16 protein-coding genes and 2 pseudogenes are annotated in these 13,619 nt (G+C 67.9%); 10 read left to right on the forward strand and 8 right to left on the reverse strand.

From position 1 onward, the window contains the following. Complete coding sequence (locus ACYQ8K_RS19335; RefSeq protein ID WP_459971477.1) at nt 1-480, forward strand: hypothetical protein; 480 nt, start codon at nt 1-3, stop codon at nt 478-480. A gap of 123 nt (nt 481-603) precedes the next feature. Here ACYQ8K_RS19335 and ACYQ8K_RS19340 read toward each other — a convergent pair whose 3' ends face one another. The 4 genes from ACYQ8K_RS19340 to ACYQ8K_RS19355 all read right to left on the reverse strand — a co-directional run bounded on the left by ACYQ8K_RS19340 (nt 604) and on the right by ACYQ8K_RS19355 (nt 3,872). Beyond that, nucleotides 604-933 (reverse strand): GNAT family N-acetyltransferase, encoded by a 330-nt coding sequence (locus ACYQ8K_RS19340; RefSeq protein ID WP_459971479.1) that lies wholly within the window; start codon nt 931-933, stop codon nt 604-606. Continuing rightward, nucleotides 920-1,915, reverse strand: a complete 996-nt coding sequence (locus ACYQ8K_RS19345) for a pirin family protein (RefSeq protein ID WP_459971481.1) — start codon at nt 1,913-1,915, stop codon at nt 920-922. Before ACYQ8K_RS19345 ends, ACYQ8K_RS19340 begins: the two co-directional genes overlap by 14 nt. 63 nt (nt 1,916-1,978) lie before the next feature. Beyond that, nucleotides 1,979-3,361: an acyl-CoA dehydrogenase family protein gene (locus tag ACYQ8K_RS19350; RefSeq protein WP_459971482.1), complete on the reverse strand. Its 1,383-nt coding sequence runs from the start codon at nt 3,359-3,361 to the stop codon at nt 1,979-1,981. A gap of 94 nt (nt 3,362-3,455) precedes the next feature. Continuing rightward, complete coding sequence (locus tag ACYQ8K_RS19355; protein WP_064953496.1) at nt 3,456-3,872, reverse strand: WhiB family transcriptional regulator; 417 nt, start codon at nt 3,870-3,872, stop codon at nt 3,456-3,458. Nucleotides 3,873-4,015: 143 nt separating this feature from the next. Between ACYQ8K_RS19355 and ACYQ8K_RS19360 the strand changes: the two genes are divergently transcribed. The 6 genes from ACYQ8K_RS19360 to ACYQ8K_RS19385 all read left to right on the forward strand — a co-directional run bounded on the left by ACYQ8K_RS19360 (nt 4,016) and on the right by ACYQ8K_RS19385 (nt 8,290). Next, nucleotides 4,016-4,801 carry a helix-turn-helix domain-containing protein gene (locus ACYQ8K_RS19360; RefSeq protein ID WP_459971484.1) on the forward strand — a complete coding sequence of 262 codons (786 nt, stop codon included), beginning with the start codon at nt 4,016-4,018 and terminating at the stop codon, nt 4,799-4,801. After that, entirely contained in the window at nt 4,798-5,619 is an 822-nt protein-coding gene (locus ACYQ8K_RS19365) for a C40 family peptidase (protein ID WP_459971486.1), read from the forward strand. Before ACYQ8K_RS19360 ends, ACYQ8K_RS19365 begins: the two co-directional genes overlap by 4 nt. Nucleotides 5,620-5,667: 48 nt before the next feature. Beyond that, a complete protein-coding gene (locus ACYQ8K_RS19370; protein ID WP_459971488.1) occupies nt 5,668-6,030 on the forward strand; it encodes a DUF4226 domain-containing protein in 363 nt (120 codons plus the stop codon). A gap of 135 nt (nt 6,031-6,165) precedes the next feature. Next, nucleotides 6,166-7,614 (forward strand): DUF4226 domain-containing protein, encoded by a 1,449-nt coding sequence (locus ACYQ8K_RS19375; protein ID WP_459971496.1) that lies wholly within the window; start codon nt 6,166-6,168, stop codon nt 7,612-7,614. A gap of 50 nt (nt 7,615-7,664) precedes the next feature. Next, the gene (locus ACYQ8K_RS19380; RefSeq protein ID WP_007771671.1) at nt 7,665-7,982 is read left to right on the forward strand and encodes an ESX-1 secretion-associated protein; all 318 of its coding nucleotides are present in this window, start codon (nt 7,665-7,667) and stop codon (nt 7,980-7,982) included. Next, nucleotides 7,979-8,290, forward strand: a complete 312-nt coding sequence (locus tag ACYQ8K_RS19385; protein WP_064883177.1) for a DUF2694 family protein — start codon at nt 7,979-7,981, stop codon at nt 8,288-8,290. The genes ACYQ8K_RS19380 and ACYQ8K_RS19385 overlap by 4 nt, the downstream gene beginning before the upstream one ends. Nucleotides 8,291-8,314: 24 nt before the next feature. On the opposite strand, the gene ACYQ8K_RS19390 is transcribed toward ACYQ8K_RS19385, so the two are convergent. Further along, on the reverse strand, nt 8,315-8,458 hold the full coding sequence (locus tag ACYQ8K_RS19390; RefSeq protein WP_459971490.1) for a hypothetical protein: 144 nt from the start codon (nt 8,456-8,458) through the stop codon (nt 8,315-8,317). A gap of 82 nt (nt 8,459-8,540) precedes the next feature. Here ACYQ8K_RS19390 and ACYQ8K_RS19395 point away from each other — a divergent pair, with 82 nt between their 5' ends. Both ACYQ8K_RS19395 and ACYQ8K_RS19400 read left to right on the forward strand, forming a co-directional pair. Further along, entirely contained in the window at nt 8,541-10,211 is a 1,671-nt protein-coding gene (locus ACYQ8K_RS19395; protein ID WP_459971492.1) for a DUF5631 domain-containing protein, read from the forward strand. 73 nt (nt 10,212-10,284) lie between these two features. Continuing rightward, nucleotides 10,285-10,605, forward strand: coding sequence for a DUF2710 family protein (locus ACYQ8K_RS19400; RefSeq protein WP_064953503.1), 321 nt, complete (start codon nt 10,285-10,287; stop codon nt 10,603-10,605). 15 nt (nt 10,606-10,620) lie between these two features. Here ACYQ8K_RS19400 and ACYQ8K_RS19405 read toward each other — a convergent pair whose 3' ends face one another. After that, on the reverse strand, nt 10,621-11,394 hold the full coding sequence (locus ACYQ8K_RS19405) for a TIGR03084 family metal-binding protein (RefSeq protein WP_459971498.1): 774 nt from the start codon (nt 11,392-11,394) through the stop codon (nt 10,621-10,623). Nucleotides 11,395-11,438: 44 nt separating this feature from the next. Next, a pseudogene (locus ACYQ8K_RS19410) lies at nt 11,439-12,816 on the reverse strand (MFS transporter). Here ACYQ8K_RS19410 and ACYQ8K_RS19415 point away from each other — a divergent pair. Then, complete coding sequence (locus tag ACYQ8K_RS19415) at nt 12,815-13,477, forward strand: YqgE/AlgH family protein (RefSeq protein WP_459971494.1); 663 nt, start codon at nt 12,815-12,817, stop codon at nt 13,475-13,477. The pseudogene ACYQ8K_RS19410 and the gene ACYQ8K_RS19415 overlap by 2 nt on opposite strands. Before the next feature lie 21 nt (nt 13,478-13,498). Here the strand turns inward: ACYQ8K_RS19415 and ACYQ8K_RS19420 are convergent. Beyond that, nucleotides 13,499-13,619, reverse strand: a pseudogene (locus ACYQ8K_RS19420) (hypothetical protein); the annotation flags it as partial.

The raw sequence follows: 13,619 nt of genomic DNA on the forward strand, positions 1-13,619 counted from the left end.
ATGGTAGATTTTTCGCGCTTGTCAGAAATCTGGTCAGAGTGGGCGCCTAAAGCAGGGCTGGATGGTGCGTCTACATCGTTAAACTGTGATGACTGCGAAATCGCGTTCAAGGCGAACGATTACTCGGTCCATATTCGAGATGGCAAAAATCGCTGGACAATCGACATGGTCGATGACCGTGGCCATAGGCGCAATGATGTGGCGACATTTTCGGACTTTGACCTGGTAGAGAAGTATTTGGTATGGGACTGGGCAACTCTGGCCCGCTCAGGCTTAGCGTCTGGCCCACTAGGCACCGACCTCTACAAGTTGGGATACGCCGCCGGCATCGAAGTTTCCGAGTTGGACAAAGGAAATGTCGAGCTGCGCCTGAATGGTGAATGCGCCACTTTAGTGGTGGGCGACGCTACAATTTTCAGCCACATAATGCTGAAGTCGCTCGACGAACTACTGGCAATTGCCAGCCAAGGCGGACTTTGAACGACTCCAACGTCCGAAATTTAGCTGCGCCGATCGGCCGGCGCTCTTCCGCGCAGCAATGAGCTGTTGTTTGCTTCACCTTTCAATCGGGTGAACTCTGATTCGAACTCCGAACCTTGCCCCTTACGAGCGCACCCACTGCGTGATCTCCGGAGTCACCGGGTCGGTGATGTCGTCGAATTCGGGATGCTTCTTGAGCACCGTGCCGATCATCGAGCACACCGGAACAATGCGCTTGCCCTCGTCGCGCGCCTCGTTGAGCGCCTCCTCGACCAGGATGGTCGCCAGCCCGCGTCCGCCGTACGCCGGATCGATTTCGGTGTGGTAGAAGACGCGCTGATCGCCGCGGTCGGCGAAGTCGGCCAGCCCCACCGTCTTACCCTCGACGGCGATCGTGTACTTGCCGTCCTCGAGGCTAACCGTGGCTTCGGCGCCGGTCTTATCGGTTGTCATCTGTGCTTCCCTTTCTTTGCGGTGTCGATCGGGGCCGCAGCCGAGTAGTCGGCAGCGGTGGTGCGGGCAGTCTGGCGAGCGCTCCCCGGTATCCCTGGACGGCGCCGAATCGGTCGTCGGCGTCCTCCCACAGTTGTCGGTAGTTGACGATGTCCTCGTGGCTTCGCCCGACGACGTTCCACCACATCACCAACTCTTCGGTGAACGGCGTGCCGCCGAGCAGCAGCACCCGCGCGGGGCCCTCCCCCGCATTCTCCACCTGCAGCCGGGCCGGGCCGGGCCCTCGGTATGCCAATTCGGCGCTCGCCAGGGCCGTTCCGTCCACGTGTACGGTCCCGAAGTCACAGAGCACCCCGTGCTCGAAGGTCGGGTCCACGTCGATGTCCAGGACAGCCTCGGCGTCAAGGTCGATCTGGGCGCCCAGCAACGGCGTTGCCGTCGGCACCGGTGATCGGCCGCCGGCCAGCTCGCCGAGAAAAACCCGCGCGATCGCGCCCGGCAGCGCCAGGGGCGGGGGCTTGTAATGGGCGAAGTCACGCCCGGTGTCGCGATCGGATGCGGGCAGTGCGACCCAGAGCTGGGCGCCGTGCAGCAGCGCATGGGACTCGAGGGAGACTTCCGAATGGCAGATGCCGGCGCCCGCGGTCATCAGGTTCAGCTCGCCGGGCCGAACAACCGCGCGCACGCCGGCGCTGTCGCGGTGCTCCACTTCCCCACCGAACAACCAGCTGACGGTTTGTAGTCCCGTATGGGGATGCGGCGGGACGTCCATTCTCGCGTCGACCGGACCGTAGAGGTCGATGAAGCACCACGCCCCGATAAGCGAGCGCTGTCGCTGCGGAAGGGTGCGTCGCACCCGGATCGCCCTGGGGCCGCCCAACGGAACTTCTCGCGGCCGCAGCACTTCCACCACCGGCGAGGCATCCAGGTGTTGTGAAGCGGCGCAAGCGACTTCGGCCGGCGCGGCTTCAAGATTGCTCATCGTCCACCCTCCGTCGCAGGGCCCTCGCGCGAGCGCCATCTCCCGCGACCGTACCCGCCATGCCTATTTGCGCGGGGGCCGCAGCACCTTCATGGCCAGTCGCATGACGGGCTCGGGCACGCGATCCTTCATCGCCAGGGCGCCCTCGGCCGCGCGGGAGCGCAGCGGTGTGCCCCGCCCGAATACCCGGTTCAGCGGTCCCCCCGACGGTTCGAGCACCACATGTAGCGGCGGGGTATCGACGGCGGCACCCAGCGCGTTGGAGATGACCATTCGCTGAATCTCGCTGGTTCCTTCAAAGATGGTGTACAGCTTGGCATCCCGATACCACTTCTCAACCGGATGATCGGTGATGTAGCCCCAGCCACCCATGGTCTGGATAGCGCGTTCGGTGGCCTTGACCGCGACTTCGCTGGCGGCCATCTTCGACATCGAACCTTCGCCCCGCTCGAAGGGGACGTTGTTGGCCGCCATCCACGATGCACGCCAGGTCAGCAGCCGAGCGGCGTCGATCTGGGTGGCCAGCTCCGCCAGCGGGAACGCGATGCCCTGGTTGTCGATGATGGGGCCGCCGAACGCCTCGCGCTCAGTGGCGTACGCCGTGGCGTACTCGAGCGCCGCGCGGGCGATGCCGATGGCCTGTGCGGCGACCATGGGCCGCGTCTGCTCGAAGGTGCCCAAGGTCGCGGAACCCGACCGCTTTCCGCCCGCCACGACTTCCCTGGCCTTAGCGAGCTTGTGTTCGAGTTTCTCTTCTCCGCCAAGCAGATTGGCAGCTGGAACGCGCACGTTCTCGAAGAGCAACTCGGCGGTGTGCGAGGCCCGGCAGCCCAGTTTGTCCAGCTTTCGCACCAGCTTCAGTCCGGGGGTGCCGCCCTGCACCACGAACAGTGCCTGGCCGCGGTGGCCGAGTTCCTCGTCGACCACCGCGTTGACCACGTGCACGTTGGCGATGCCGCCATTGCCGATCCACATCTTGTGGCCGTCGATGATCCAGTCGTCACCGTCGCGCCGCGCGTGGGTGCGCAGGTTACGCACATCGCTGCCGCCCTCGGGCTCGGAGATGGCCAGGGCGGCCAGCTTGAGATCTCCTGGTGTGCCGAAACATTCGGGCGCCCACTCCAGCATCTGCTCCGGGGAGGCGGCCTGGCCGATGGCGGAGAGCGCCAACGCCGGCATGACGATCGCCAAGCCGATGCCCGCGCAGCCCCAGAACAGCTCCTCCATGAACATCGGCAGGGAGATTCCGGTTGGATCGCCGATCAGATCGCGGTAGAACAGTGGGCTGTAGAAACCGCGCTGGGCCGCCTCCTCCAGCACGGCCCAGGGAAATTCCTGTCGCTGGTCGTAGTCGAGCGCGACTGGGCGTATTACGGATTCGGCGAATTCGTGCGTGCGCCGGGCAAGGTCGTGTTGTGCCGCTGTCGGGGTCAGGTCGAACGTCATGGGCGCGCCTCTAGGTCGACAGAACTGGTCTTGCCGACCCCGTCTACCCCGTTGACCGGCTCAGCAAACTGCTGCCCCGGCTTTCGGCGAAATGTCAGGCAGCCGAACGGGGTTTGACTTGCGCGAGCGGCAGGTGCAGCACGACCGCGGCCACCGGGACCGCTTCGTGTTCGTGGCGTGCCAGCAAGGCCGCGTTCTCGGGCAGCTGCCGGGCGTTGATCTCGCCGGAGGCGATGCGCCGGAGGACGTCGTGTGCGTGAGCGAGTTGGTCGCGCTTGCGGTATTGGCCGCCCGGCAGCTTCACCCCGGCCCACACGCCGTACTCCTCGCGGTGGGCGATCGCGTGGGCGGCGCAGCGGCGCTGTTGTGCCAACGGACAGCGGCGCAGGCACTGGATCCGCGCCTCGGTGGCCGAACGCTCGTACGCGCGTGCCTTCGCGGCGCCGTCACCACCGTCGTCGTCGGGGTAGCCGAACCACAGTTCCGGGTTGGCTGCGCAGGGGTGTCCCATGTCGGTCTCCTTGTCGAGCGTGAAACGTAGGCAAAAGCGTATACAGAAGAGGCGCACGAACGCAAGAGAAACGAGACAAAAACGTATATACCTAGAGCGAGGGCGCTGGCTGTGTAATATCCGGCCCATGGCCGGAGCGTGCGGTGACCCGTGAATCAGCCGGTGCGGCTATCCGCGCGCTGCGTGAATCACGCGATTGGTCACTAGCCGACCTCGCCGCGGCGACGGGGGTCAGCATCATGGGGTTGAGCTTCCTCGAGCGCGGAGCCCGCAAGCCGCACAAAAGCACAGTTCAGAAGATTGAAAACGGCCTTGGCCTGCCACCGGGCACCTACTCGCGGCTATTGGTGGCCGCCGATCCGGACGCCGAGCTCGCGCGCTTGATGGCCGCGCAGCCGCCGGCGCCCATGCCCACGCGGCGCAGCGGACCCGTCGTTGTCGACCGGCACAGCGACACAGAAGTCCTGGAAGGCTATGCCGAAGCACAGCTCGATGCCCTCAAATCCGTCATCGATCGATTGCCTGCGACAACATCAAACGAATATGAGACGTATATTCTGTCTGTGATCGCGCAGTGCGTGAAGGCCGAGATGCTCGCCGCCAGCTCCTGGCGGGTGGCCGTGAACGCCGGCGCCGACTCGACCGGCAGGCTGATGGAGCATCTGCAAGCGCTGGAGGCGACGCGCGCGGCGCTGTTGGAGCGGATGCCCACCAGCTTGAGCGCCCGTTTCGACCGGGCATGCGCGCAGTCGTCGTTGCCGGAGACCATCATCGCGGCACTGCTCGGCGTGGATGTCGACGAGATGTGGGACATCCGCAACCGGGGGGTGATCGCGCCGGGTGCGCTCCCCCGCGTCCGCGCCTTCACCGACGCGGTCGAGTCCGGCGCAAAAGAGGCAAGCCAAGCCGACGACGAGGGGGCACCGTGAGTCACACCGACGTCGAGGTGTTGAGCCGTGCCCACGAACTTTTCGCGGGTCACACGCGGGCGCCGTCTATGGACGCGGGCACCGCGCACTACAGCAACGTGCTGCGGCAAGCCGCCCGGCTGAACGACAAGATGGCGCGCGGCGGTTACCAGCTCGCGGTGGACCACAGCAGGCGACGCCTGTCCGCGGCGGCCGGCACCGACGCTGCGGCCACGGACGTCATCGCAGGCGCTCACCGCGATCGGGCACAGGCCCACGACCTGACTCGAAGCGTGCTGGACGCGGCCCGCGCGGATTCCGACATGCCGGGGACCCCACTCGCGCAGCGAGAGGCCATGCGCCGCCGCGCGTCTCGCCTGCGGGCCCAACGGGCACACGTTTTGACGGCGCGCGTGCGTGCCCGCCGTCGCTACGCGCAACTGCTGGCCTTGCGCTATCGGCTCCGGCACGACCGTCGGCTCGGGATAGCGGGACTGCCGAGCGAGCGCGCTGCACTCGCGGTGCGCGCCGCCTTGTCCCGCTTGGGCCGACCGTACGTCTGGGGCGCGACCGGCCCGGACCAGTTCGACTGCTCCGGGCTGGTGCAGTGGAGCTATGCGCAAGCCGGTATCCACCTGGATCGCACGACGTATCAGCAGATCAACGACGGCATCCCGGTGTCCCCCTCCCAGGTGCGGCCCGGCGATCTGGTGTTTCCGCACGCCGGCCATGTGCAGCTGGCCATCGGGAACAACCTGGTTGTGGAAGCGCCCTATTCGGGCACCACGGTGCGAATAAGCCGACTGGGCAACAACGTTGCGATCCGTCGACCGATATGACCAGCCAACACCGCCCGGCAACGCGGGCACGACGAATGGGGTGAGCCGATGCCGGAACAACCCGGGCCCTCGTTAGAGGCCGTTGAGGCGCGGCGGTCGGCGCTGACGAGTCAGCACGGCGCCGCGTCGGAAGCCGATCGGGTGCTGACCGAGGTGCTGACGAGCGCTCATGAGGCAGCGCGTGAGAGCGTCAGGCGACTGGACTCCATCGCCGAACAGATCGACCACGCGACCGTGAACCAGGCGGACCTCGCGCTCGATACGCCCCTGGGGGCGCGGGAGTTTCAGAAATTCCTGATGGCCAAGCAACGCGAGATCGCCTCGGTCGTGGCCGATGCGCGCGAATTCGGTCGGGCGAAAAGTGCTGTGTTGCAGAGCCTCCGGGCCCAGTACGCCGTCGACAGCGGCTAGCCGGAATCGGTCCACACCGTGTTGCGCAGTGAATTGTCGGCAGCTATGCCCCTGAGTACTGTCGCCGAGCATGGAGGGGCCGCGTCATTTCCCGCAGCAGCGTTCGAGCAGGCTGCGGCGCCGCCTGCCTGGCTGATGTCGGCATATGACGACCTGCTTGCGGCGGTCAAATACGTCCGCGACCGCACCGGTGACCCGAACGCATGGCAGACGGGATTGGCCCCGGCCGAAGTGACCGCCGTGATCACCCCGACCACTCGCCCCGAACAGGTCGAGGCGATCCTGCGCAAGATCCGTCAGCAGCACGCCGGCGTGTTCGGCGCGGGAACGGCCGGGCCGCCCGTGCAGCGGCCGTCCGCCGAAACGTCGGCACCGCCGGACCGCGAGACGGGCGCTGCGGCCGATGCCATCGCCGATGCCGAAGCCGCTCTCGCGCAACAGAACTCGGCGAGCTCACAGCTGGACATGCAGGTGGTCTCGGCGATCCTGAACGCGCACCTGCGGGCGGTTGACGGCAGAGAAGCCCTGACCAGATTGCAACACGAAACCGAAGCCGCGGTGCGGACCAGGTCAGACCTGGACACCCCGGCGGGGGCGCGTGACTTCCAGCGGTTTCTCATCGGCAAGCTCCGAGACATTCGCGAGGTCGTCCTGAACGCCAGCCTGGACGACACGTCGAAGTCGGCGCTGATGGCCGCGTGGACGTCGCTGTACGACGCCGCCAAAGGCGAACCGAACGCGCCGGGCGAACAGCCACGGGCGGCGGTGCCGGTCGGTGATACCCCCGCGGGCGGCGCGGCAGACGATCTCGACGCCGATTGGGACCCGCTGCTGGATTCATTGTTGGCCGACGATGACGACCTGTCCGGGGATGCGCCCGGGCCGGACCCGGGCGCCGGCGCGGCGATGCCGGCCGTACCGCAGCAGCCGATGGCGCCCGCCATGCCGAACTTCGGTGGCGGCTCACTCCCGGGGCTCGGCTCCATGCCGTCGATGGCCGGTTGGGAGCCCGGCGGGCTTCCGCTCTCCGGACTTCAGGGTGGCGACTCGGCCGATCCGGCTCTTGAAGACCTGGCGGACGAGGAGCTGCCGGACGACCAGGGCCAGGACCCGGGAGCGCGGGACGCCTCGGACGAGGCGGCCGACGGAACCGACGCCGAACACGACACGTCAGATGAGCCGCCGGCCGGGCCGACGCCGGTGACCTTGCCCGACGGGGAAACGGTGACCGCCGCCAGCCCACAGTTGGCGGCCGCGATCACCGCCGCCGTCGGCGGTACCCCGATAGCGGAGGCTTTCCAACAGCAGGGGATGACCATCCCCCCGCCGGGAACCGCGGTATCAAGCCCCGTCGATCCCCTACAGGTGGCACCCGGCGATATTGGGATGTTCACCGATCGTCACGCACTCGCCCTCGGCTCCGGCAAGGCGCTTCTCGATGGCCAAATTCAACACATCGCCACCGTGAGCGGGCCGACCTTCCTAGGCTGGGAGCATCCGCCGGCGGCGGCCGCGGCAATACCGTCGCCGGCCAAGCCTGACCCACCGACACCGACCCGGCCGGCGACCTCGTCGACCACCTGACAAAAATGAATCCGCCGGCACAACCGGCGGTCGTCAACAGGAGACAGCGGATGGCAGATTCGATTCATGTAGTGCCTGCGCACCTACGTCAGGCTGCCGCGCATCACCAGGACACCTCGGAGTATTTGCGTACCGTTCCGTCGTCGCACGCCGCGATCCAAGAGAGCCTTGATTCGCTCGGGCCGATCTTCAGTGAACTCCGCGACGCGGGCCGTGAGCTGCTGGAACTTCGACGCCAATGTTATGAGCAGCAAGCTGCTGACCACGCGGATCTGGCCGACAAACTGACCGTTTCGGCGACGATGTGGGAGCAGCACGAGCAGGAGGCGGCAGGGAAGTTCGGCGACATCGTCGACCGCGGTCGATGACCGACGCGAATCCTGCTTTCGACACCGTTCACCCGAGTGGACACATCCTTGTCCGCTCTTGCCGCGGCGGCTATATGCACAGCGTCGCGCTGAGCGAAGAGGCGATGGAAACCGACGCCGAGACGCTGGCGCAAGGCATTCTGCTGACCGCCGACGTGTCATGCCTCAAGGCGTTGCTGGAAATTCGCGACGAGATCGTCGCCGCCGGGCACACGCCATCCGCGGAGGTTCCGACCCCCCGAGATCTCGACGCGGCCATCGAAAAGTTGCTGGCGCACAAGCTGCGCCGTCGTAACGGCGTGATTTAAAGGCCTGTCAGGCGAGTTGTCCGGCTAGCGCAACCACGGCTTAGCCACGCTGGGATCGGGGGCGATACCCGTCGGGGGCTCTACCGGATTGGGGCCGAACAACTCTCGCGCGTGGGCGAGCAAGGCGCGCACCTCGTCGAGTTGCTGCTGCAGTGCAGAATCAGCCATGGCCTCACGCTACCCAGGGCAATGCGACCGCACAATTCACTGACCGCACAAGTCGCCCGCCCGGTCCCGGTACGCTTAGCCGGTGGCGGTCTTCGGTCGGATGTCGGCGCGCCAGCGCCTCCGGAGAGCTACCCGGGAATCACTGGCGATGCCGGCCTTCAGCTCCCCTATCGACTGCACCCCGTGGGTGACAGGCGGGCTTTGGCCTGCCGAATTGTCGACGGTGACGCCCGAAACCGCCACCCTCGCTGAGTATCTCAAGGCTGACCTGGATCGAATTGCTCGCGCCGCCAACGACGAACTGAAGCTGCTCAAGCGATCGGGAATGACCGACCTGTCCCGTCAGGCGGCCGAAGCGCGGGTCATCGACGCCGCCCGCGGCCGTGCGGTGCGCCGAGTCGAATCGACGATCCGCTACTTGCACGCGGTGCAGAGCGGGGCCCAAGCCCCCGCGGCTCCCGAACCGCGCGCTGAGCCGTCCGACGCGGACCTGGAAAAGACGCAGGTGCTGCCCGCGATCCGCGAGGTGAAGCCCGTCGCGGAGGCAACCCGGTCGGGCCCGCCGGAGTCAGCGCCGCGACCGGGCGGAAGGCGCCGTCGTCGAGAGCTCGCGGAAGAGGCCCGCACCGACGCCGGTACGCCGCCGGCGGCCGGCCCGAAAGCCCCCGCCGACGACGCGGCCCGCCGCACCGCCGATGCGTCACAGCTCGACGAGACACAAGTCATCCCGGTGGGCAGGGACGAGCCAGTTCCCCCGACCCCGGCGGAGCCTGCGCCCGAGCTCACCGATTCCGGTCGTCACCACGCGGTCGTCGAGCCGGTCGGCGAGGGCGAGCCGCAGGCGGCGGCCCCCGGGGAAGAGCCAGCCGCCGCCGATGCGTCGCATTTCGAGGAGACGCAGGTCATCCCGGTGGCCACCCACGCGGAGCCGGTGTTGAAGGCGCCAGCGCAGCGCGCGCCCCAGCCGGCCCCGGAGCTGACCGATTCCGGTCGCCACCACGCGGTCGTCGACGAGCCGGCCGTCGCTAAGGCGGAGCCGGCGCCGCAGGAACCCGCCGCCACCACCCCCGTTGCCGCGGACGCCGACACGACCGCCCTCCCCGCCGCCTGGCAGCAGGCCGAAAAGCACACCGCACCAACGGGATTCGACAACACGCGACTGAATCGCCTGCTGGAGTTCGTGGTCCGGCAAGAGCCACGCGTGAATTGGGCGATAGGAGACCGCGCCGACGGCACGACGATACTCGTCACGGACCTCGCTCACGGATGGATACCGTCCGGCATCACCCTGCCGGCAGGCGTGCGGTTGCTGGAGCCCGAGCGGCGCACCGGCCGGGTGGCCGCACTGATCGGCGAAACGACGCGCATCGTCACGTACACCCCCGGCGATTCGCTGCGCCGCTCGGTCGACTTCGCCGCGACCAAGTCGTCCGTGGAGCCGCGCACCCTGCCCGCGATCGACGATTTGGCGGGCGTGCTCAGCGCGACCACCCGGGCGCGTGACGATCTGCCCAAGATCGTGCCACGGTTGGCGGGTGCCGCCGCCGCGGGAGCGGTTGTCGTCGACCAGGAGGTCGACGTGCTGCGGGTACACCTCGACACCGCGCGCTACCAGCTCCTCGTTCAGTACCCGAACGTCGATCCGGCGCTGCTACTCAAGTGCCTGTTGATGGCCGCTACCGAAGGCATCGCCAGCGGCGACGCGGTGTCCGCGAACTACCACCTCGCCTGGTATCACAAGCTCAGCGGGTGAACGCGCGGCAGGCCCGGCCGCAAACCTGCTCGCCTATGAATTGACGCTGGTCGGAGGGGTCGACGATACTGTCATGGTGGCGGGTTCGGGCAGTCGCGCGAATCTCAGCGAGAAGGATCTCGTCGAATCGGTTCTTCGGGAACTGAGCGAGGCGGCCGACAAGTGGGAAGCCCTTGTGGCGCAGGCCGAAGCCGTCACCTACAGCGTCGACCTGGGCGACATCCACGCGGTGGCGAATTCCGACGGGCGGCTACTCAAACTGACTTTGCATCCCGGGGTGATGACCGGGTACGGCCACGGAGAGCTGGCCGAACGACTGAACCTTGCGATCACCGCGCTGCGCGAGGAGGCCGAGGCCGAGAACCGGGCCAGTTACGGCGGGCCGCTGCACTGACGTGTGCTCGCGCGCTCATCGACCCCGGCCGGGCGGCCCCGCGAAAGCCTGCGCGATCCGCAACCACCGCTGGGCGTCGGCGCCCTGGGCGGTGACGTCGAGGGCGTCCAACGGACGGCGCTGGGTGACCAGGAAGCAGAAATCCTCCGCCGACCCGGTGACCCGCTGTGCGGCGTCGGGTGGCCCCCAGGACCAGGTATCGCCGGCGGGCCCGCGCAGCTCGACCAGGAACGGCTCGGCCGGTGGCGCCAGATTGTGGACGGCGAAGGCGAAGTCGCGGGTGCGCACCCCGAGGTGAGCGATCGACCGCAGGCGTTCGGTCGCGGGCCGCGTCACGCCCAGGGCATCGGCGACATCGAGGCCGTGCGCCCAGGTCTCCATCAGGCGCGCGGTGGCCATCGAGGCCGCGCTCATCGGCGGGCCGAACCACGGGAGCTTGCGGCCGGGTTGCACCGTGAGCAGCGCGTCGTGCAGCCGTCCCCGGGTGACGCGCCAGGTCGCGAGCAACTCGGCCGGCGCCAGCGCCGCTGACTCCTCGGCGCCCTTGTCCACGAAGCCCGCCGGGTCGTCGGCCGCGCCCGCCAACACCTCGGCGAACCCGGCCTCGTCGGTGACCGCGATCAGGGCGACCCGATCTGTCCACAGCAGGTGGCCGATCTGGTGTGCGATCGTCCAGCCGGGCGCCGGTGTGGGGTCGGCCCAGCGGCCGGGCGACAACGGCGCGACCAGCTCGTCGAGCGCGTCACTTTCGGCACGCAGATCGTCGACCATGGGCGCGGGCCCGGTCATCGGGGCCCTCGACTTTCGGCTGTCGGGCACGTCACGTCTGTACCTTAACGATCGTTCGCCTGCTCGCCGCGGCGCCCGACGATGCTGTGCACGGCCAGGCCGATCACGTACAGCACGGATCCGAACAGCGCGAAGACGGGCGCGTGCCCGTCGTCGGGAATCAGGGTGCCGGCCACCGTGATTGACACGATGAACGCGACCCAGAACAACGCGTCCTGCACGGCGAACACATGCCCGCGAAGAGCGTCGTCGACGTCCATCTGGATCGCGGTGTCGGCGCACAGCTTGACCATCTGCCCGGTGACGCCGAGCAGGAAGCCGCACGCGACCATGACCGGGAGCAGCAACTCGGCGCCGGCGAGCTCGATGATCGCCGACATCGCCAACGCGCCGTTCGCGGTCGCGTAGCGCCCCCAGCGGCGGATCGCGGGCGGCGTCAGGACGTTGGCCAGGAAGGCGCCCAGGCCCGCGGCGCCGAAGAACAGTAAGGCGGTGCCGAATCCCCCGCCCTCGAGGTTGGGCATGTGGTGGACCAGCAACAAGACCAGCAGCGAGTTGATGCCGATGACCATCCGGTGGGCGGCCAGGCCGGACAGGGTGGCGGCGACCGTGGGGCGCTGCGCCACCGTCCGCGCGCCGTGCAGCCAGCCGGTGATCACCGCGTAGATAACCGGCCCGTGGATCGCCCGCCAGGTGTCGTCCGGCCCCAGCACCCGCGCACCGAACCGCAACGACAACAGCAACGCGATCGACACGGGCACCGCCGTGAGGAACACGATCGCCGAGGCGCCCTTGTCGCTGGACCCGAAGATGAACCGCGGCACCAGCATGAAGTTGGCGCCGACGAACGCCGCGATGGCCCCGGACGCGGTGGCAACCGAGTTCATCGTCACCACCTGCTCGCGCGGCACCACGTGCGGCAGCGACGCCGACAGCCCGGACCCGACGAAGCGGGCCAGGCCGTTGGCGAACAAGGCCCCAAGCAACAGCGGCAGGTCACCGGCCCGCACCGCCAGGATGGTGCCTATCGCGGCGAACAGGATCAGCCGGCCCACGTTGGCGCCGACGAGCACCAGCCGCCGATCCCATCGGTCCATCAGCGCCCCGGCGAACGGCCCGAGCAGCGAGTACGGCAAGAACAGGACCGTGAAGGCGCGGGCGATGGCGAGAGGATCGGCGGCCCGATCCGGGTTGAACAGCAGGGCACCGGCCAGGGCCGCCTGAAACAGGCCGTCACCGAATTGGCTCGCAACGCGCACCTGCAGCAGCCGCCAGAAATCCGGCAAACCACGCACGGACCGCCAAACTTCGACGGGTGCACTGGACTGCATCCGGGTTGGGATCACCGAAACCGACTTCCACGATTGGGGCTGGCAAAGCTCGCGCGATCAGAGCCGTCCCAATAACAGTACAAATCTCCATGGCCGAGGCTCTCGATTGCCCTGGGCCACGATGCGACGGATGCGATGATGGTGGGGTGCCGCCGCCGGAGGATCCAGAGGACTACGTCGCACCTGCCGCGCAACGAGTGCGTGCGGGCACTTTGCTGCTCGCCAACACCGATCTCCTCGAACCGACGTTTCGGCGCAGCGTGATTTACATCGTCGAGCACAACGACGGCGGCACGCTGGGTGTCGTCCTGAACCGCGCCAGCGAAACCGCGGTGTACAACGTGTTGCCCCAGTGGACCAAGCTGTCCGCCAAGCCGAAGACGATGTTCATCGGCGGCCCGGTGAAGCGTGACGCGGCGCTGTGCCTGGCGACGCTGCGGGTCGGCGCCGATCCCCAGGGTGTGCCGGGCTTGCGGCACGTGGACGGCCGGGTCGTCATGGTCGACCTGGACGCCGAGCCCGACGTGATCGCGCCGCTGGTCGAAGGGGTGCGAATCTTCGCGGGGTACTCGGGCTGGACCATCGGTCAGCTGGAAGGTGAGATCGAGCGCGACGACTGGATTGTGTTGTCCGCCTTGCCCTCCGACGTGCTCGTCGGACCGAGGTCCGACCTGTGGGGCCAAGTCCTGCGGCGCCAGCCGCTGCCGCTCTCACTGCTGGCCACCCACCCCATCGACATCAGCCGGAACTAGGGCCACTCCCCCGGCGTCAGTTCACTCGCACGACTGCGTGCAGCCGGCGCAGCTGCCCGCGCAGGCGGGCGTCGCCGCTTCCTGGCGCAGCGCGAAGCGCGCGCTCTGCCACGAGCCCGCGGCCAACGTGCCCAGAGCGCCC

It is taken from the genome of Mycobacterium sp. MUNTM1 (assembly GCF_054660795.1).